18 protein-coding genes are annotated in these 19,124 nt (G+C 70.8%); 12 read left to right on the forward strand and 6 right to left on the reverse strand.

Features of this window, described 5'->3' with window-relative positions:
* Window positions 1-188 precede the first annotated feature (188 nt).
* The gene (locus C8E87_RS33745; protein WP_133877489.1) at window positions 189-1,394 is read left to right on the forward strand and encodes a saccharopine dehydrogenase family protein; all 1,206 of its coding nucleotides are present in this window, start codon (window positions 189-191) and stop codon (window positions 1,392-1,394) included.
* 102 nt (window positions 1,395-1,496) lie between these two features.
* Here the strand turns inward: C8E87_RS33745 and C8E87_RS33750 are convergent, their stop codons facing one another.
* Window positions 1,497-2,966 carry a gamma-aminobutyraldehyde dehydrogenase gene (locus tag C8E87_RS33750; RefSeq protein WP_438866200.1) on the reverse strand — a complete coding sequence of 490 codons (1,470 nt, stop codon included), beginning with the start codon at window positions 2,964-2,966 and terminating at the stop codon, window positions 1,497-1,499.
* Between the two features lie 91 nt (window positions 2,967-3,057).
* On the opposite strand from C8E87_RS33750, the gene C8E87_RS33755 reads away from it, so the two are divergent.
* The gene (locus tag C8E87_RS33755) at window positions 3,058-4,056 is read left to right on the forward strand and encodes a PAS domain S-box protein (protein WP_166661375.1); all 999 of its coding nucleotides are present in this window, start codon (window positions 3,058-3,060) and stop codon (window positions 4,054-4,056) included.
* A gap of 57 nt (window positions 4,057-4,113) precedes the next feature.
* Window positions 4,114-4,701, forward strand: a complete 588-nt coding sequence (locus C8E87_RS33760; RefSeq protein WP_133877492.1) for a hypothetical protein — start codon at window positions 4,114-4,116, stop codon at window positions 4,699-4,701.
* On the opposite strand, the gene C8E87_RS33765 is transcribed toward C8E87_RS33760, so the two are convergent.
* The 3 genes from C8E87_RS33765 to C8E87_RS33775 all read right to left on the reverse strand — a co-directional run bounded on the left by C8E87_RS33765 (window position 4,698) and on the right by C8E87_RS33775 (window position 7,326).
* Window positions 4,698-5,567: an LLM class F420-dependent oxidoreductase gene (locus tag C8E87_RS33765; protein WP_133877493.1), complete on the reverse strand. Its 870-nt coding sequence runs from the start codon at window positions 5,565-5,567 to the stop codon at window positions 4,698-4,700. The two genes, C8E87_RS33760 and C8E87_RS33765, sit on opposite strands and share 4 nt — an antisense overlap.
* Before the next feature lie 189 nt (window positions 5,568-5,756).
* On the reverse strand, window positions 5,757-6,701 hold the full coding sequence (locus C8E87_RS33770) for a P1 family peptidase (RefSeq protein ID WP_133877494.1): 945 nt from the start codon (window positions 6,699-6,701) through the stop codon (window positions 5,757-5,759).
* A gap of 55 nt (window positions 6,702-6,756) precedes the next feature.
* The gene (locus C8E87_RS33775) at window positions 6,757-7,326 is read right to left on the reverse strand and encodes an NADPH-dependent FMN reductase (protein WP_133877495.1); all 570 of its coding nucleotides are present in this window, start codon (window positions 7,324-7,326) and stop codon (window positions 6,757-6,759) included.
* A 67-nt stretch (window positions 7,327-7,393) separates the two neighbouring features.
* Here C8E87_RS33775 and C8E87_RS33780 point away from each other — a divergent pair, with 67 nt between their 5' ends.
* Window positions 7,394-7,660 carry a hypothetical protein gene (locus C8E87_RS33780; RefSeq protein WP_133877496.1) on the forward strand — a complete coding sequence of 89 codons (267 nt, stop codon included), beginning with the start codon at window positions 7,394-7,396 and terminating at the stop codon, window positions 7,658-7,660.
* A 75-nt stretch (window positions 7,661-7,735) separates the two neighbouring features.
* Window positions 7,736-8,455, forward strand: a complete 720-nt coding sequence (gene aat, locus C8E87_RS33785) for a leucyl/phenylalanyl-tRNA--protein transferase (RefSeq protein ID WP_133877497.1) — start codon at window positions 7,736-7,738, stop codon at window positions 8,453-8,455.
* A 4-nt stretch (window positions 8,456-8,459) separates the two neighbouring features.
* Here the strand turns inward: aat and C8E87_RS33790 are convergent, their stop codons facing one another.
* On the reverse strand, window positions 8,460-10,712 hold the full coding sequence (locus C8E87_RS33790) for a catalase (protein WP_133877498.1): 2,253 nt from the start codon (window positions 10,710-10,712) through the stop codon (window positions 8,460-8,462).
* A gap of 256 nt (window positions 10,713-10,968) precedes the next feature.
* Between C8E87_RS33790 and C8E87_RS33795 the strand changes: the two genes are divergently transcribed.
* Window positions 10,969-12,159, forward strand: a complete 1,191-nt coding sequence (locus C8E87_RS33795) for a hypothetical protein (RefSeq protein ID WP_203720605.1) — start codon at window positions 10,969-10,971, stop codon at window positions 12,157-12,159.
* Between the two features lie 114 nt (window positions 12,160-12,273).
* On the opposite strand, the gene C8E87_RS33800 is transcribed toward C8E87_RS33795, so the two are convergent.
* Window positions 12,274-13,311, reverse strand: a complete 1,038-nt coding sequence (locus C8E87_RS33800) for a LacI family DNA-binding transcriptional regulator (RefSeq protein WP_133877499.1) — start codon at window positions 13,309-13,311, stop codon at window positions 12,274-12,276.
* Window positions 13,312-13,446: 135 nt separating this feature from the next.
* On the opposite strand from C8E87_RS33800, the gene C8E87_RS33805 reads away from it, so the two are divergent.
* The 6 genes from C8E87_RS33805 (at window position 13,447) to C8E87_RS33830 (ending at window position 19,022) form a co-directional block, all read left to right on the forward strand.
* A complete protein-coding gene (locus C8E87_RS33805) occupies window positions 13,447-14,664 on the forward strand; it encodes an amino acid ABC transporter substrate-binding protein (protein WP_239080132.1) in 1,218 nt (405 codons plus the stop codon).
* A 7-nt stretch (window positions 14,665-14,671) separates the two neighbouring features.
* Window positions 14,672-15,559, forward strand: coding sequence for a branched-chain amino acid ABC transporter permease (locus tag C8E87_RS33810; RefSeq protein WP_133877501.1), 888 nt, complete (start codon window positions 14,672-14,674; stop codon window positions 15,557-15,559).
* The gene (locus C8E87_RS33815; protein ID WP_133877502.1) at window positions 15,543-16,586 is read left to right on the forward strand and encodes a branched-chain amino acid ABC transporter permease; all 1,044 of its coding nucleotides are present in this window, start codon (window positions 15,543-15,545) and stop codon (window positions 16,584-16,586) included. Before C8E87_RS33810 ends, C8E87_RS33815 begins: the two co-directional genes overlap by 17 nt.
* Window positions 16,583-17,311, forward strand: coding sequence for an ABC transporter ATP-binding protein (locus C8E87_RS33820; protein ID WP_133877503.1), 729 nt, complete (start codon window positions 16,583-16,585; stop codon window positions 17,309-17,311). Before C8E87_RS33815 ends, C8E87_RS33820 begins: the two co-directional genes overlap by 4 nt.
* Window positions 17,304-18,029 (forward strand): ABC transporter ATP-binding protein, encoded by a 726-nt coding sequence (locus C8E87_RS33825; RefSeq protein WP_239080131.1) that lies wholly within the window; start codon window positions 17,304-17,306, stop codon window positions 18,027-18,029. Before C8E87_RS33820 ends, C8E87_RS33825 begins: the two co-directional genes overlap by 8 nt.
* An 87-nt stretch (window positions 18,030-18,116) precedes the next feature.
* Window positions 18,117-19,022: a LamG-like jellyroll fold domain-containing protein gene (locus tag C8E87_RS33830; protein ID WP_133877505.1), complete on the forward strand. Its 906-nt coding sequence runs from the start codon at window positions 18,117-18,119 to the stop codon at window positions 19,020-19,022.
* The last annotated feature ends 102 nt before the right edge of the window (window positions 19,023-19,124 follow it).

A 19,124-nucleotide genomic window follows, 5' to 3' on the forward strand; every position in this document is an offset into this window, starting at 1 on the left:
CCGCGACGGCAATCGCATCACTCGCCTGGTTCGCGACCGGCGACGGAATCCGCACCGGAACGCCTCCCCTCAGTTCTCGCGGCATGTGCGTTTATCGCAGAGTTGATCGCCCTTGACAAGCTTTTCCGTGGCATCGACGCTCTTGGGGCACGGTTTCAGTTCCGCCGTGCCGGACGAAAGGCTCATTCATGCGCATCCTCGCCGTCGGAGCGGGCGGTGTCGGATCCGCCGCCGCGCTGATCGCGGCCCGTCGCGACTTCTTCGACCTGTTCGTCGTCGCCGATTACGACCTCGGCCGCGCGGCGGGCGCCGCCTCCCGCACGGGCGACGACCGGTTCGTCCCGGCCAAAATCGACGCGTCGAGTGCCGAGGCGGTCGCCGCGCTCTGCCGCGAGCACGAAATCACCCACGTGTTCAACGCCGTCGATCCGCGTTTCGTCATGCCCGTCTTCAACGGGGCAGCGGCCGCCGGCGCCGATTACCTCGACATGGCGATGTCATTGTCCAAACCCCACCCCCTTTCCCCGTACGAGGAAACCGGCGTGAAACTGGGTGACGAGCAGTTCGCGGCCGCCGCGCAGTGGGAGGCGGCCGGACGACTGGCCCTGGTCGGCATCGGTGTCGAACCGGGGCTGTCCGACGTCTTCGCCAAATACGCCGCCGAGCACCTGTTCTCCGCCATCGACGAGATCGGTGTGCGGGACGGCGCGAACCTGGTCGTCGAGGGGCACGAGTTCGCGCCGTCGTTCTCGGTGTGGACGACCATCGAGGAGTGCCTAAACCCTCCGGTGATCTACGAGCGTGGCCGTGGCTGGCACACCACCGAGCCGTTCGCCGAGCCCGAGGTGTTCGACTTCCCCGGCGGCATCGGGCCGGTCGAGTGCGTGCACGTCGAGCACGAGGAGGTGCTGCTGATCCCGCGCTGGGTCGACGCCGGCAGGGTCACCTTCAAGTACGGGCTGGGCGCCGAGTTCATCGACGTGCTCAAGACGTTGCGCAAGCTCGGCCTGGACAGGACCGAGCCCGTACGGGTCAAGGGTGTTGACGTCTCTCCCCGCGATGTCGTGGCGGCCGTGCTGCCCGACCCGGCGACGTTGGGCGACCGGATGACCGGCAAGACCTGTGCCGGCACGTGGGTCAAGGGCCGTGGCAAGGACGGCGAGCCGCGTGAGGTCTACCTGTATCACCTGGTCGACAACGAGTGGTCGATGAGCGAGTACGGGGCTCAGGCCGTCGTCTGGCAGACCGCCGTCAACCCGGTCGTGGCCCTCGAACTGCTCGCCGCCGGAGTGTGGACGGGCGCGGGCGTGCTCGGGCCCGAGGCGTTCGACCCGGTTCCGTTCCTCGACAAGCTCGTCGAATACGGCTCGCCCTGGGAACTGCAAGAGCGGTAGGAACGTGGGGGTGGTCCGCCAACCACCCCCACGGGCTCAGTGCGTCGCTGCGTTTGCCCGCTCCGGCAACCGGCAGTCGTCACGCGGAGCCGAGCGACGCCATCAAACAGCGTGCATGACGTGCTTGATGCGGGTGTAGTCCTCGAGGCCGTACACGGAAAGGTCCTTGCCGTGGCCTGAATGCTTGAACCCGCCGTGCGGCATCTCGGCCACCAGCGGGATGTGGCAGTTGACCCACACACAGCCGAAGTCGAGCCGCTGCGTCATCCGCATCGCGCGGGCGTGGTCCTTCGTCCACACCGAGGAGGCCAGGCCGTACTCCACGCCGTTGGCCCAGGCGACCGCCTCGTCCTCGTCGCTGAACTGCTGGACGGTGATGACCGGGCCGAAGATCTCGTCCTGGATCGCCTCGTCGGTCTGCTTCAGGCCCGAGACGACCGTCGGGGCGTAGTAGTAGCCGCGGTCGCCCACCCGGACGCCGCCCGCGTTGAGCGTCGCGTGGTCGGGGAGCCTCTCGACGAAACCGGTGACCCGCTCGAACTGGCGGCTGTTGTTCAGCGGCCCGTACAGCACGTCCTCGTCGTCGGCGGCGCCCGTCTTGGTGGACTTGGCCTGCTCGGCCAGCGCGGCCACGAAGTCGGAGTAGACCCGCGGGGAGGCCAGCACCCGGGTGGCGGCGGTGCAGTCCTGGCCCGCGTTGAAGTAGCCCCCGACGGCGATCGCCTCGGCCGCGGCCGCGATGTCGGCGTCGTCGAAGACCACCACCGGGGCCTTGCCGCCCAGCTCGAGGTGGGTGCGCTTGAGGTCGGCCGAGGCGGCCTCGGCGACCTCCATGCCGGCCCGGACCGAACCGGTGATCGACACCATCTGCGGGGTCTTGTGGGTGACCAGCGCGCGGCCGGTGTCGCGGTCGCCGACCACCACGTTGAGCACGCCGGGCGGCAGGAACTCGGCCGCGATCTCGGCCAGCATGACCGTGGTGACCGGGGTGGTGTCGGAGGGTTTCAGCACCACCGTGTTGCCCGCCGCGATCGCCGGAGCCAGTTTCCAGACGGCCATCATCAGCGGGTAGTTCCACGGCGTGACCTGCGCGCACACGCCGATCGGCTCACGCCGCACGTAGCTTTCGAAACCCGCCAGGTATTGGCCCGCCGAGCGGCCCTCGAGCAGCCGGGCGGCGCCCGCGAAGAACCGGATCTGGTCGACTGCCGGGGGCAGTTCCTCGCTCGCGGTCAGCCCGAGCGGCTTGCCCGTGTTGCGCGACTCCGCCTCGACCAGCTCGCCCGCCCGCGCCTCGACGGCGTCGGCGAACTTCAGCAGCGCCTGCTGCCGTTCGCTGGGCGTGGTGTTGCGCCACTTCTCGAAGGCCGACGCGGCGGCGCCCATCGCCTTGTCGACGTCGGCCGGACCGGAGACCGGGGCGGACGCGAACACCTCACCGGTGGCCGGGTCGATCAGATCGTCGTAGCGGCCCTCGGCGGGCGCGGCCGGCTCGCCGCCGATGAAGTTGTGCAGCACGGTCTTGGCGGTCACACGATCTCCAGACGCAGATCTCCACTGTTTTGCCGACATCCTTCCACTGATTCCGTCGCTGACAAGACCCTCATCCGACGACTTCCGTTTTCCGTCTCAGCAGGGTGGCCGCGCGGCCGAAGCGGAAGGAGTGGGGCCGACAGCGGGGGCGACCGGTGCGGACGGCCGGCTGAGCGACGCCGCCCGCCTGTCGCGCCTGCGCGCCACCGGGATGTTCGACGGCGTCGCCTGCCCGTCGCTCGACCGCCTGGCCCGGGCGGCCGCCCACCAGCTGGGCGCCTCGCAGGCATTGGTCTCGTTGGTCGGATCGGACCGGCGCCGGGTCGTGGGGCACTTCGGCACCCCGCCCGAGCGCACGTTCTGCCGGATCGTCGTCGACACCGACGCCCCCCTGATGATCAGCGACGCCCGCGCCGACGACCGGGTGACGGGGCATCCCGCGCTCGCCGACGGCGTCATCGCGTACGCGGGTTTCCCGATCCGCAGCTCGGACGGCTACCCGCTCGGCGCGTTCGGCGTGCTGGACAACCAGCCGCGCGACTGGACGCCCCGGGAGCTGCTGCTCGTCGAGGACCTGGCCGCCGTGGCCGAGAGCGAGATCGTGTTGCGGACCCAGGAGCGCGAGCTGGCCATGACCGCCGAACGGCTGGGCGGCATGCTCGAGAACGCCCCCGACGCGCACGTCGCGATCGACGCGTACGGGGTCGTGACGGGCTGGAACACCGCCGCCGAGAAGATCTTCGGCTATCCCGCGGCCGACGCGGTGGGCCGCCCGGTGGCCGACCTGATCATCCCGGATCGGTTCGTGAGCGCCCACGCGGCCGGGCTGGCCCGGATGCACAGCGGCGGCCCGTCCACGCTCATCGGCCGGCGTGTCGAGCTGGTCGCGCGTAACCGCGACGGCGCCGAGTTCCCCGTCGAGATGGGTCTCGTCCGGGAGGGCAGCGGGTTCCACGCGTTCCTGCACGACATCACCGACCGGCAGGCCGAGCGCCGCCGGTTCGAACACGAGCGGGCCTTCCTGCGGGCGCTGCTCGACAACCTCGTCACCGGGGTCGGCGCCCGCGACGAGGACGGCCGGCTCACCCCGTTCAACCGCGCGCTGCGCGACATCCACAGGCAGGGGTGAACGAGGAGCCGCCGGCTGGCCTGCTTGTTTCCCGGCGAACCGGGTCGTGGGGCGGCGATGATCGTTGAAGGTCGAGACAGGCACACCGAGGAGGTCGAACGGATGCGCGCGCTGGTGCGGGTCGTGGTCGCTGGGGCGGTCGTTGCCGCCGGGATCGCGATGGGTGGGCCCACGTCCGCGGCGGTGACGTACGACCCGCAGACCAAGAAGGGCTACGTCGGACGGGCCGACCTGCTCGCTGCGTTCGGCTGGGACGACGCCACCCTCAAGGCGAGGGCCGCGGGAATCGTCTTCAACCACGACTTCTGGACCGACGACACGTACGCGGTCACGTGCGGCAAGCGGACGTTCCCGCTGGTGCACCACCGCGAGTTCGGCCGGTACGAGCTGTTCGACGCGGCGGTGAGCGACAAGGGGCGCGGGGCCAGGGGCTACACCGGCAAACTGGCCGGGTTCTGGCTGACCGGGCCCCGCTTCGGCATCTCGGGCACCACTGCCGGCCCCGCGCCCGGGCAGCCCTGCCCCGACGACGCCACGAGCAAAATCACCAAGGCCACGCTCACGGCGACGTCGAAGGGCTGGGCACTGCAGGCTGGCTCCGGCGACCTGACCCGGCAACTGAGGACGGGGACGACGCCCGCCTAACGGAACCGCGGGACCAGTTCCTCGGCCAGGCGCAGCAGCGGGGCGTGGTCGTAGGCGACCCGCGGGATGTAGAACAGCACGTAGTCCGCGCCCGCCTCGGCCACCCGCTCGACCCGGGCGATCGTGTCGGCCGTGGACTCGGCCAGGTCGAGCTCGATCGTGGTCGACTTGGTGATCGCGTCGTAGTCGCGTCCCAGGCGGTCGCAGTGCTCCCGCAGCACGCCAAGCTTGTGCCGCACCAGCTCCGGGTCGCCGCCGCCCACGTTGCAGCCGTCGGCGTACTGAGCGACCAGCTTCAGCGTCACCTTCTCGCCGCCACCACCGAGCCAGAAGTCGGGCTTGCGGCGGGGCTGGTTGATGGGCTGGTCGATCGCGTAGTGCTTGCCGGAGAAGACCGGCCTGTCCTCGGTCCACATCTTGTGGATGACCTCGACGGCCTCGCGGAACTCGCCCATCCGCTGCGGCACGTCCTTCCACTCGTAGCCGTACGCCTTCCACTCGTGCTCGTACCAGCCCGCGCCCAGGCCCGCGATCAGCCGGCCCTTCGACGCGACGTCGACCGTGGACGCGATCTTCGCGTACAGGGAAGGTTGCCGGTAGCCGTTGCAGCCCACCATCTGGCCGATCCGCACCCGGCTGGTGTCGCGGGCCAGGGTGGAGGTCGCCGTCCAGCACTCGAAAACGGTGTTCAACGTGGGCTCGGGAACGGTGTGGAAGTGGTCGTAGAGCCAGATCGCATCCCACGGGCCGGCGTCGGCGACCCGCGCCACCTCGGTCATCGCCTCGTACTGCTCGACCGGGTCGGCGATCTCGACCAGGTCCATCTTCCAGCCCTGCGGCACGAACACCCCGAAACGTACGCTCATGCGATCAACCTAATCGACGCTCGGCAAACCCCGCGGACGGTACGAGTGTGTCGGTGAATCACGTGTCACGGGGGAGCAGGACGGGATGTGCTACCCAGCTCTGGGCGCCGTCCGCCGGCGTTCCCGGCCGGTCGCCCGCCGTCGTCGGTTGATCGAGGTGATCGTCGGGCGTCCGTGTGGAACAGCGGATCAGTCAGCAGCCGCGCGGATGGCCTCGGCCACCACGTCGGCGGTGGCCATGCGCAGGTGTTCGACGTCGATCTCGGCCGCCAGTTCTCCGGTGGCCAGGGCGACCACGGCGTCGCCGTCGTAGCCGGTGTGGACCGGGTTCAGGGCTCGGGCGAAGCCGGTGTGGGCGCTCTGGGCCAGCAGGTTGCAGGCGGTCTTGTCGAGCTTGGCGTCGGTCAGCACCACGCCGATGGTGGTGTTGGCCATGGGGAAGGGCGGCGCGCCCCGCGGGTTCGCGGCGTTCGTGCCGAGCGGGTCCGTGGCGGGGGACGCCGGGTTCCGGGGTGCCGCGCCGGGTGTGTTCGCTGCCGGGAACGGTGACGGGGCGGGTGCCAGATCGGTCGCCGGTGCTGTGCCCGGCAGCACGATGTCGCCCCACGCGTTGACGGCGATCACCGCCACGATCGACGCCGGTCCGGCCTGGCCGCGCGCCACACCGAGGCCCCCGGGATTCAGTTCGCCGCGCCACTTTCCTGTTGTGGCGCCGGTGCCCGCGCCGACCCGGCCGGCGCCGAACGGCTTTCCCGACAGCGCTGCCAGCGCTGCCGCGCGGCCGGCCGCGGTGAAGTCGGGCGGGTCGGCCACCGTGGCGTCGAACAGGGACATGCCTACGACGATCGGGACCGGGCCCGCCGGGGTGGGGAAGCCGAGGCCGCGGGAACGCAGCAGCCGCATCACGCCGTCGCCGGCCGCAAGGCCGAAAGCCGACCCGCCCGAGAGCACGACAGCGTCGACGCGGCCGACCATGCGTACGGGATCCAGCAGCGCGAACTCACGGGTGGCGGGGGCGCCGCCGCGTACCTCGCCGGAGCCGACCGTGCCCGGTGGCGCAAGGATGACCGTTACGCCCGTGTTGTCGCCGGTCCAGTGGCCGGCCCATGCGGAGAGAAGCTGCGGTCCGCTCATCCACCCATGATCCGCCCCGCCCGGAGGCGAGCAAGGCAAGGGGCCGCCGGGCGGCTCAACTGGTGCGCAGGGTGCGCATGGCCGGGGCCACGCGGGCCAGCTCGTCGAGCATCGTGGTGGCGGCGGCCGTCGTGACGTCGGTCGGCTGGAACTGGCCGTCGTGTACCAGGCTGTGCACGAACGGGATGTTGACCGCCGCGGGGATCAGGAACAGGCGGAGCGCGTACGCCGCACCGGTGAGCGCCATGGCCGAGCGCGTGCCGGCCGAGACGCCGCCGTAGCTGACCACGCTGGCGGGCTTGTAGCTCCACTCGGCGTGCAGGTAGTCGAGGGCGTTCTTGAAGGCCGCACCCAGCCCGTAGTTGTACTCGGGGATCACGAACACGATGGCGTCGGCCGCGGCGACCTTCTCGCTCCAGCGCTTGGTGTGCTCGTTCTGGTAGTTCCGCAAGCGTGGGTGGTGCGGCTCGTCGAGCAGGGGCAGGGCCTCCTCGGCCAGGTCGGCCACAGTGACCTGGAACCCGCCGTGCGCCTTGGCCGCGTCGACGAACCACTCGGCCACCGTGGGACCGATCCGGCCCGGCCGCGTGCTTCCGATGACGACCAGCAGATTGAGCTCGCTCATGTTTGTCCCTCGCGCATGGAGAATTTGCTTGAGCAAACACTAGCGCCGCCGCCGGGCCGGCGCGAACGTGACGCGTTATCCGGGCGGCGACTACGAGGGGATCGCCCGTAACGCGTACGGGATCCTGGGCAGCGCCTCGTTGCTGGTCGAACTCTCCGACCTGCCGGCCGCGCAGACCGAGTTCCAGATCAATTCCGCGTACGTGTCGATGGTGTCCACGGTCAAGGCGGCGGCCGACGGCTCGCTGTGGCGCGCGGACCCCGCACGGGCCGACAGCATCCCGGCCCGGGGCCCCGCGATCGGCTCGGACCTCGTGCGGGCGGATGCCGCCTGACCGCAGTCGGCTCGGCCCCTCGAGGAGGAAGCCCTCGCGCGGGCGAACGCCGCCTGACCCGCTATCGTTCGCGGCATGGGGGGTGCCGGGAACCTGGGGCTCGAGCTGCGGGGTCTGCGGCACGCGTTCGGTTATCCGCCGGTAGAGCAGGCGCGCGACGACGGGCTGCTCGCCGTCGGGGGCGACCTCAGCCCCGAACGGCTGCTGGTGGCGTACGCGAACGGGATTTTTCCCTGGCCCTCGCCGGGTTCGGAAGTGCTGCCGTGGTTCTGCCCGAGCCCCCGTACGGTCCTGGTGCCCGGGCAGATCACGGTGGGCCGCAGCCTGCGCAAGGTGGTGCGGCGGGCGCCGTTCCGGCTGACCTACGACCACGCTTTCGGTGACGTGATCCGGGCCTGCGCCGCCGCGCCGCGGGCCGAAGGGGGCACGTGGATCGTGCCGGGCATGGTGCAGGCCTACGTCCGGCTGCACGAGCTGGGGTTCGCCCACTCGGTCGAGGCGTGGGACGGCGACCGGCTGGTCGGCGGCCTGTACGGGGTCTCGCTGGGCGCGGCGTTCTTCGGCGAGTCGATGTTCCGGCGCGCGAACGACGCCTCGAAGCTGGCCCTGGTCGAGCTGCTGGACCAGCTGCACGCCTGGGACTACGGGTTCGTGGACTGCCAGATGATGACCCCGCACGTACGCCGCCTCGGCGCGCAGGAGTGGGAGCTCGACCACTTCCAGGCGCAGCTACACAAGGCGCTGGAGCGGGAGACCCGGCGCGGGCCGTGGTCCCCCGGCTCCGATCGTCGCTAGTCCGTCACGCGACGGTGGCCGGGAAGCGGTGCCACACCCGGTGCTTGGCCAGCAGCGGCTGCAGCTCGGTCAGCGCCGCCGTGCCAGAGCCGGCGCTGAACACGCCCGGGGTCCCGGCGACGCCGGCCTGGGCCAGCACCTCGGCGCCGCCGCCCCACGCGCCGATCGCCTTCGAGTGCCGCCACGCCTCCTCGACCAGCAGCAGCACCCGCGGGTCGACGGTGACCGAGGCCCCGGCGCCTGCCTTCGCGTCCCCCGCCGGGATGGCGTCGGGAGCGGGGGCCGGTGCCCCCGCGACCAGGATGGCGTCGAACTCGATCGAGCGGGCGGTGGCGAAGGTGCGCTGCACGGTCACGCCGCCCACCTCACCGCCGTGCGGAGCGATGATCAGCGGCACCATGCCGGCGCTGAAGATCGCCGTACGCACCGCGGCCACCCCGTCGAGCCCGGCTGCCGGGTCGACGACGATGCCGATCAGCCGGCCGTCGGCGGGCCACTCGCCGGTCACCTGCGACAGCGCGGGGCTCGGCTCGACCTCGGCGAACGGCGCCACCGGCTCCGGCACGGGCAGGCCCAGACCGGTCGCGACCTGCTCGCACAGCACCGGGTCGATGTTGGCCAGGCACTGCACCTGACGTTCCTTGACGGCCTGCTCGTAGCACTTGCCCAGCTCGAACGTGTACGCCCGGACGATGTGCTCCTTCTCGACCGGCGACATGCTCTGCCAGAACTGGCGGACCTGGCTGTAGTGGTCGTCGAACGAGACCGGGTTCTCGCGCACCTTGGTCGACTCGGCCACCCGTACTTCAATGTCCAGGAAACCCTCGTCGGTGGTGAACGGGTTGCCGCCGTCGAGCGAGTTCGGCCGGTACGGCGCCACGCCGCCGTGCACCGCGTGCTGGTGGAAACCGTCGCGCAGCATGTCGTTGACCGGCGCGTGCGGGCGGTTGATCGGGATCTGCATGAAGTTGGGACCGGCGAGCCGGCTGAGCTGCGTGTCCAGGTACGAGAAGAGGCGGCCCTGCAGCAGCGGGTCGTTGGTGACGTCGATGCCGGGCGGCAGGTGCCCGAGGTGGAACGCGACCTGTTCGACCTCGGCGTGGAAGTTGGTCGGCACCCCGGTCAGCACCAGCTTGCCGACCGGCTGCACCGGGGCCAGCTCCTCCGGCACGATCTTGGTGGCGTCGAGCAGGTCGATGCCCGCGAACGTCTCCTCCGGGGTGTCCGGGAAGACCTGCAGGCCCAGTTCCCACTCGGGGAACGCGCCGGCCTCGATCGAGTCGTACAGGTCGCGGCGGTGGAAGTCGGGGTCCACGCCCGCGGCGATCTGCGCCTCCTCCCACTCCAGCGAGTGCACGCCGAGCTTGGGCTTCCAGTGGAACTTGGCCAGCACCGTCTCGCCGGCCTCGTTGATCAGGCGGAACGTGTGGACGCCGAAGCCCTCCATGTGCCGGTACGAGCGCGGGATGCCCCGGTCCGACATGTTCCACATCGTGTGGTGCTGGGCCTCGGTGTGCAGCGAGACGAAGTCCCAGAACGTGTCGTGCGCGCTCTGCGCCTGCGGGATCTCGCGGTCGGGGTGCCACTTGGCCGCGTGCACGATGTCCGGGAACTTGATCGCGTCCTGGATGAAGAACACCGGGATGTTGTTGCCGACCAGGTCGAACGTGCCCTCGTCGGTGTAGAACTTGGTGGCGAAGCCGCGGGTGTCGCGCACGGTGTCGGCCGAGCCGCGCGAGCCGAGAACGGTCGAGAACCGTACGAAGACCTGGGTCTCTTTGCCCTTGGCGAGGAACCCGGCCTTGGTGATCTCGGTGGCCGTGCCGTACCCGGTGAACATGCCGTGTGCCCCGGCCCCGCGGGCGTGCACGACCCGCTCGGGGATGCGCTCGTGGTCGAAGTGCGTGATCTTCTCGCGGAAGTGGTGGTCCTGCAGCAGGATCGGCCCGCGCGGCCCGGCCTTGAGCGAGTGGTCGGTGTCGCGCAGCCGCGCGCCCTGCGAGGTGGTCAGGAACTCGCCCTGCTGCGACTTGCTGACCTTGGGTGCTCCGGTGGGTGCTCCGGTCGGCGTGACGGTCTCGGGAGCGTCCTGCTCGCTCTTGGGCGGCGGCGGCCCGACCGGCGTGGTCGGCTCCTCGACGGCCGGAGTCCGGCTGCCCGGCGCGCCCGGCACGCGGTCGGTCAGCGCCTCCGACACCTTCGCGGCGGCTGCCTCCACGACGTCCTTGACCTTCTTGGCGGGCTTGCTACTGCTCATCGGTGGGCGCTCCTCCTGGTGTTGTTGCTGCCGGAGCCACGCCTACCCGGGGAAAGTACCGACAAACTGGAGTAGATCCGGAAAATCCCGCGCGCCGGCCCCGGCGGAGCCTCCGACATGCCCGCAGGGGCCGCGAACAAACCGATCCGTGTCCCCGGCGGGAGGTTCGCTCAGTCCGATCACGAACAGGTAGCTGTCCCCGGCGGGCCGTGCGCGCTACTACGGAGACGTGAAGTCGCCAGCAGGGAGGTGAGTGATGCCGTCCGACGAGTGGGAATCCGGCATCTTCGGGCCGGTGCGGACCGGTTGGCGCGAGTCCACCCTGACCAGGGCCGCGGAGATCGAGGCGATGGCGGCGTCGATGCGGACGGACGACTCGCCCGGGGAGGCGACGCTGTTCCAGGCCATCGATCGGCACATCAAGGCCGCCCGGGAGGCCGCGATCTCGGCGCCGCTGAAACCGCGGCGGTGGCTGCGGCATCCCCGCGCCGGCGGCGCCCTCGAACGAGCCCTGAGCAACCTCGACGCCGCCGAGACGCTGCTGCTCAACGTGGCGACACCGGCGTACCTGCTCGGCATGATCCCGAGCATCCTGAACAAGGTCCAGCACCATCTGGATCCCACCGACCCCCGGCGCCAGTACCTGGAGCAGGCGGCGGACCGGCTGGGCGTCACGGACCCCTTTGCCGGCACCCCGCACCAACGGCTGGCCGCCCTCGGCGACGCACGTCACGAGATCATCGCCGCCATGCGGGCCGCCCAGTCGGCCGCCCATCGCGAGCAGGTGCAGCTCCGGAACTTCCGGAACGTCATCGCCTGGACGACCTTCTCGATGACGGTTGTGGCGATCGGGGTGGCGATCGCGGGCTTCGTGGGTCACACCCAGATCCCGCTCTGCTTCACGCCGCAGGAAGGCGCCTGGGCGGTGGTGGTGTGCCCCACCGCCGAGTCGGACCCGTTCCCGTCGGACAGGCTCGCCTCCGTGACCGGCGCGCCGCCGGCCGCGCCCGCCGACATCGACGTGTACGTCGAGCGGACGGCGAAACCGTGGGACCTCGCCATCGTCGAGCTCATGGGACTGGTCGCCGCGGCGGTGGCGGCCGCACTGTCGATCCGGGGCATCCGCGGGTCGGCCGAGCGCCACGGCGTGCTCGTGTGGCTGGCGGCGCTCAAACTCCCCACCGGCGCGGTGACCGCCTTCGCCGGGCTCATGCTGATGCGGGGCCAGTTCGTCCCGGGTCTGAGCGCCCTCGACAACTCCGCGCAGATCCTCGCCTGGGCGCTGGTCTTCGGCTACGCGCAGCAGCTGTTCACGCATCTGGCCGATCGGCAGGGTCAGGCCGTGCTGAGCGGCATGCGGTCGACCGCCGCGGTGCAGCCGCCGTCCCCAGCGCCGCCCTCGTCGCGCCGCCCGGTGGAAACCGGCCCGGCCGCGCCGGCCCAGTGATCAGCCGGACTCGGAGTCTCGTGCCGGCCTGGTGATCAGCAGGCCTGGGAGTCCCGTGCCGGCCCGGTGATCAGCCGCACTCGGAGTCCCGTGCCGGCCCGGGCAGGTCGCTGATCAGGCGGAGGTGGGGGCCGGGCCGGTCGAGTCGCGGACCACCAGGGTGTGGCCGGTGAAGCGGCGGCGGGGCCGGGCCGCGGGCGGGCGCAGCGCCAGCGCGAGGGCCATCTTGCCCATGTCGGTCATCGGCAGGCGGATGGTGGTGAGGCTGGGGGCCAGGTCGGCCGCGACCGAGACGTCGTCGAAGCCGACCACCGACATGCGTTCGGGCACGGGAACGCCGTGGGCCCGCAGTGTGGACAGCACGCCCATGGCCATGGCGTCGTTGAGGGCGATGATCGCCGTCGTCGCGGGGTGGTCGCGCAGGATCCGTTCGGTGGCGGCCACGCCGCCGTCGCGGGTGAAGTCGGTGTGGATGACGGGCAGGCCGGTCGGCGACAGTCCCGCCTCGGCCAGGGCCGCCGCGACCCCGGCCATCCGGTCGACGACCGTGTTGAGGTCGGCCGTGCCGGCGGCGACGGCGATGCGCCGGTGGCCGAGTTCGAGCAGGTGCCGGCCGAGGGCCTTGCCGCCGGCCTCGTTCTCGGGCAGCACCGCGTCGACGCCGAGGGAGTGCCGGCCGATAACGGCGACCCGGCCCCCGCCGCGGACGTAGGCCGACAGTTCGTCGCGGGCGGCGGCCTCGTGGCGGGTGTCGGCGAAACCGGAGCCGGCCACGATGATGATGCGGACCCGCTGGTTGATCAGGTGGCGGATCTGGCGCAGCTCGTGTTCCGGGTCGCGGCCGGAGTGGCAGATCTGCACGAGCAGGCCCTGCTCGTCGGCGACCCGGATGACCCCGCCCGCGATCTCGGAGAAGTACGGGTCGTCGACCTGGTGCACGACCAGCCCGACGGTCGAGCTCGCGCCGCCGGCCAGGGTGCGCGCGTACGGGTTGGCGACGTAGCCCATCTCTTCGGAGATCTGCCGGATGCGGGCGGCGACCTCTTCGCTCACGCCGTCGCGGCCGGCCAGCGCGCGCGAGGCCGTGGCCAGCGAGACGCCGGCGCGTTCGGCGATGTCGACGAGGCGGAGCCTCACACCGGGCTTGGGCATGCGTCAACTCTCCACGACTGATCGCATCGAAAGTTACCGGGGTGTTGCCAGTGACGCATCGATCACTTTAGGCTACGTAAGCGCTTTCGCAAGCGCTTACGTCCCGGCAAAGGAGCTGCGAGGATGCGTTCATCCGTGAGACGTACCACCGGGGCCCTGGTGCTCAGCGCCGCCCTCACGCTCGGCGTCGCCGCGTGCGGCGGGAGCGACGACGGCGGCGGCAACAGCGGCGACGATCCGATCGTCGTGGGCATCTCCCTGCCGCTGACCGGCGACTTCTCCGAGCCCGGCAAGGGTGTTCAGGAGGGGTACGAGGCCTGGGCCAAGATAACGAACGACAAGGGTGGCCTCCTCGGCGGCCGCAAGATCGAGTTGAAGATCCTCGACGACCAGTCCAACGCCGACCGGGTCGTCGCCGACTACGAGCAGCTCATCGGCAGCGACCAGGTCGACCTGGTGGTGGGCCCGTTCTCGACCCGGCTCGTGGTGCCCTCGGCCCGGGTCGCGCAGGAGTACGGCATGCTCTTCGTCGAGCCCGCCGGCGCGGCCGCCGAGGTGTTCAACCAGGGCTTCAAGAACCTGTTCTACGCGGCCCCGGCGGTCGCCGACGACCACTACAACCACCTCGCCGAGCACCTGCTGGCGCTGCCCGAGGGCGAGAAACCCAAGACCGTCGCGTACGCGGCCATGGACGACCCGTTCGCGCAGGGCACCGCGTACGGGCTCAAGAAGAAACTGGAAGCGGGCGGCGTGCGAACCGTCGTCGACGAGGTCTACCCGCCCAACACGACCGACTTCGGCAGCATCGCGGCGAAGATCGCGGCGGCCAAGCCCGACATGGTGGTCGGCGGCTCGCAGTACCAGGACGGCGTCAACCTGATCGTGGCCCTGCAACAGCTGAACTACCAGCCCAGGCTGGCCGCGTTCTCGACCGCCCCGACGAACCCCGAGTTCGCCAAGGCGATCGGCAACAAGACCGAGGGCATCCTCTCGCCCACCGGCTACAGCCAGGACGCGCCGTATCCGAGCAACAAGGAGTTCGTCGAGAAGTTCACCGCCCAGTTCGGCAAGGCGCCCGAGGAGGACCAGGCCAACGGCTACACCACCGGCCAGGTCGTGGCGGCCGCGGTCGAGGCGGCCGGCTGCGCCGAACAAGGCGAATGCCAGCAGAAGATGATCGACTGGCTGCACAGCAACTCGGTCGACACCGTCGTCGGGCCGCTCAGGTGGGACGCCACCGGCAAGCCGCAGGGCGCCCACATGATCCAGCAGTGGATCGGCAACGACATCAAGATCGTCCTGCCGGCCGACGCCAAGGAGGCCGACCTGCTCTATCCCAAGCCGGCCTGGTGATCCGCCGATGCCGTCCGGTGCGCTGCTGTTCCAGAGCATCATCCTCGGTCTGCTCCTCGGCGGGATGTACGCACTGCTCGCCGCGGGGCTGACCCTCTACTTCGGCATCATGCGGGTCGTCATGATCGCCCACTCGGCCTTCCTGATCCTGGCCGCCTACCTGGCCTGGTGGACGAACGACCGCCTGGGCGTCGACCCGCTGCTGTCGCTGGTGGTGACCGTGCCGCTGTTCTTCGGCGCGGGAGTGCTGCTGCAACGGGGACTGCTGTCGCGGCTGCGCCCGGCCACGCTCACGATGATGTCGGTGCTGATCACGTTCGCGATCGCGCTGATGATCGAGGGCCTGCTCGGGTACGCCTTCACCGGCACCCAGCGCCGCATCCGGCTCGGCTACGGCACCGCGAGCTTCGAACTGTTCGGGGCCCGGGTGGCGGTGGTCAAGCTGATCGCGTTCGGCCTCGCGGCGGTCTCGCTCGCGGCGCTGTACGTGCTGATGAAGCGCACCCAGTTCGGCTGGGCGCTGCGGGCCACGATCCAGCACCGGGACGCGGCCCGGCTGGTCGGCATCGACACCGAGCGGACGGCCGGCTTCGGCTTCGGGCTGGGGCTGGCCACCGCGGCCGTGGGCGGCACCGCGCTGTCGCTCGACACCACGATCTATCCCTCGCTGCACTGGCACTGGATCGGGCCGCTGATGGCGATCATCGTGGTCGGCGGTCTGGGCAGCGTGCCCGGCGCCGCGGCCGCCGCCCTGCTGCTGGGCCTGGCCCAGAGCCTGCTGCAGATCCCGATGGGCGCCACCTGGGCGCAGACCGTGTTCTACGTGGCGTTGTTCGCCACCCTGGCCGTCCGGCCGCAGGGATTCTTCGGAGGCCGTCTTGCCCAGCGTTTCTAAAGGCGTTTTCTCGTACGGGCTCCCCGCGCTCGTCCTGATCGCGGCGATCGCGGTCTTCCCGAGCCTGGCCCCCAACCCGTACGTGCTCTCGTCCGGCGTGATCGTCCTCAACTGGGCCGTGCTGGCCACCGCGTGGAACTTCGTCGGCGGCTTCACCGGCTACATCTCGCTCGGCCACGGCGCCCTCGCCGGGCTCGGCGGCTACGCGACCGGACTGCTGATCACCAAGGCGTCCCTGCCCAGTTTCGCCGGCCTGCTCGTGGCGGCTCTGCTCGTGGCGGCGCTCGCCGTTCCCATCGGCTTCGCCGCCCTGCGCGTACGGGGCGCCTCGTTCGTCATCGTCTCGATCGCGCTCGTGCTCATCCTGCTGCTGGTCTTCCAGAGCTGGTCGTCGGTCACCGGCGGCTCCCGCGGGCTGGTGGTGCCGCGGCCGTTCCCGGGCATGCTGCGCCCCGAGCATCACCGCGTCTTCTTCTTCCTGTACGGGGGACTGCTGCTGCTCGCCCTGGCCACATGGTGGCTGCTCGACCGGTCCCGGTTCGGCATGGGGCTCAAGGCGATCCGTGAGGACGAGGACAAGGCCGAATCGCTCGGGACGCCCACGTTCGCGTACAAGCTGACCGTCTTCGTCGTGTCGGCCGCGTTCACGGCGCTGGCCGGCGGCCTGTACGCGCTCTGGTTCGGCGACCTCGACCCGGTCTTCCAGTTCAGCGTGCTGACCGGCTCGTACATCGTGCTCATGGCCCTGCTCGGCGGCGTGCGCAACCTGTACGGGCCGGTGCTGGGCGCCGTCGTGGTCGGTGTCGCGCTCGAATACTTCAAGGTCGAGTTCGGCAACACCCCGCTGCACCTGGTGACCACGGGCCTGCTGCTCGGCCTGGTTGTCATGTTCATGCCGGACGGCGTGATCCCCTCGCTGGGCGCGCCGGCCAAGCGGCTGCGTAAGCGGCAGGACAGCTCGATCCGCGAGGTGACCGCGGCCGACCTGGCCGAGCAGCGCCGCGGCCGGACGGAGGTGAAGTCGTGACCCTTACGACCACGGGTCTGCGCAAGTCGTTCGGCGGCGTGGTGGCGATCGACGACGCCGACGTGTCGTTCCTGCCCGGCAGGGTGAACGCGCTGATCGGGCCGAACGGCAGCGGCAAGACCACGTTCTTCAACTGCGTGACCGGCATGATCAAACCGGATGCGGGCCGGATCTCGTACGGGGGAAGGGACCTGACCGGACGGGCGCCGCACGTGATCGCCCGCGCCGGGGTCGGGCGTACGTTCCAGCTCTGCCGCATCTTCCCGCGCCTGACCGCGATCGAGAACGTCCTCGCGGCCGTGCGCCCCGGCGGGCTGCTGCACGGCCTGCGCAGCGCGCACCGGCGCCACGAGCTGGAACGCGCCCACCACTGGCTCACCCGGCTCGGCATCGAGCACCTGGCCGGCGCCGAGGCCCGGAACATGTCGTGGGGGCAGCAGAAGCTGCTCGAGCTGGCCGGTGTGCTGATGGCCGAGCCCGCGACGATCCTGCTCGACGAGCCCGCGGGCGGCGTCAACCCGGCCCTGCTCGACCGGATCGGCACGCTGGTGCGCGAGCTCAACGCCGAGGGCCGCACGTTCGTGATCGTCGAACACAACATGGACCTCGTCATGAGCATCAGCGACCACATCGTGGTGTTCGACCGCGGCCGGCCGATCGCTGCGGGACCGCCGGCCGAGATCCGGGCCGACGACCGAGTGCTGGGGGCCTACCTTGGTGTCTGAGATCGAGCTCGTCGACGTGCGGGCCGGCTACGGACGAGCCGCCCCCGTGCTGCGCGGCTTCAGCGTCGCCGTCCCCGCCGGCACGGTCGTCTGCCTGGTCGGGCCGAACGGCGCCGGCAAGTCCACGGTGCTGAAGGTGGCGTCCGGGCTGCTGAGCCCCCGGTCGGGCCGGGTGCTGGTCGGCGGCAAGGACCTGACCGGCGCGGGACCGCAGCGGATGCTCGCCGAAGGGGTCGCGCTGGTGCTGCAGGGGCACAGCGTGTTCCGTGAGATGACCGTCGAGGAGAACGTGCTGCTCGGCGGGTACACGCTCCACGACCGTACGGAGAAAACGCGGCGCGCGAGGTTCGTCAAGGAGCTCCTCCCGGTGGTGGGGGAGCGGTGGAACTCGCTCGCCGGGCTGCTCTCGGGCGGGCAGCAGAAACAGGTCGAGTTCGCCCGCTCGCTCATGGTCGACCCCAAGGTCGTGCTGCTCGACGAGCCGTCCATGGGCCTCGACCCCAAGGCCACCAGCACCATCTTCGACCAGGTCGTGCGGATGCGCGACGCCGGGACGGCCGTGCTGCTGGTGGAGCAGAACGCCCGGCGCGCGCTGGAGACCGCCGACCTCGGGTGCGTGCTCGACCTCGGGCGCGTGCACATCTCCGGGCCGGCGGCCGACCTGCTGGCCGACCCCCAGCTCGGGGAGCTCTATCTCGGTGGCCGTCCCGCCGTGTGAGGCGGCCACCTCACCCTGTTCCCGTCCCGCTTCCCGCCTCCTCCGCTCCCAGAAGTGCAACCTGTCCCGTCCAGAGAGGTGCGTTTCATGCGAAGAACCGGGCGCGTCGCCGTCGTCGCCGCCGCTGTCCTCGCGGCCACCGCGGCCCCCGCGTCGGCCGGTCAGAACGGCCCGCGCGACGTCCATCCGTCCCTGCGGCCGAACCTGGTCGCCTACTACGACTTCGACCATCCGCTGCGCGGCGACCCCGCGCTCGAACAGGACCAGGGCCGATCCAGCACCGAGATCGAACTGGTCAACGGCGGGGCCGCCATGCGGGTCGCCGACCGCGCCTATCCCGGGGGTGGGCGCGTGCTGCAGACCAGGCAGGTGAACCCCGGCGTCACCGGCAACGACGACTGGAAGGCAGGCATCTGGTCGGCCAGTGGCGTCCGTACGCTGCGGGCGTTCAACGCCGTCGAGGGCGCCACGGTCATGGGCTGGTTCAGGCGCTCGATGGACGGCCCGGCCGCCGGATTCAACGCCATCGGACTGGCGGGCGTGCTGACGGGCGATTCCGACGGTCACGGCGTACGGGCTCTGCTCGAACTCATCGACGTGAACGGCGAACTGAAGCTGGTGGCGCTCGGCCGGCGCCTCGACGGCGGCAACTCGCAGACCTTCGCCGCCGACGAGGACTGGCGCACGCTGATGCCCAAGGACAAGTGGGTGCACCTGGCGGCCACGTTCGACTTCACCAAGGGCACGATGGCGCTCTATCGCAACGGCAAGCCGGTGCCCGGCTCCTACACCCGAACCGACGACCCCTGGCTGGTCAACGGGCCCGGTCCGCACGTCACCAGCGCGACCGACCCGCGCGGCATCAAGATCGGCGGGAGCTTCCCGCAGAACACGCTCGAACGCAATCCGTGCGACTGCCGGATGGACGCGCTGATGTTCCTCGACCGCTCGCTCCCGGCGCGTGACGTCGCGAACCAGTACCGCCTCTACTAAGCGTGTAGTCAGAAGTGCGGTACGTAACTAGTGACGGGCTGTCCGCGAACACGCTCAGCGAGAGGGACATACCAACGTAAAGACCCCGCCGTGGGTTCGGAT

This window comes from Paractinoplanes brasiliensis, assembly GCF_004362215.1.
Lineage (GTDB): Bacteria > Actinomycetota > Actinomycetes > Mycobacteriales > Micromonosporaceae > Actinoplanes > Actinoplanes brasiliensis.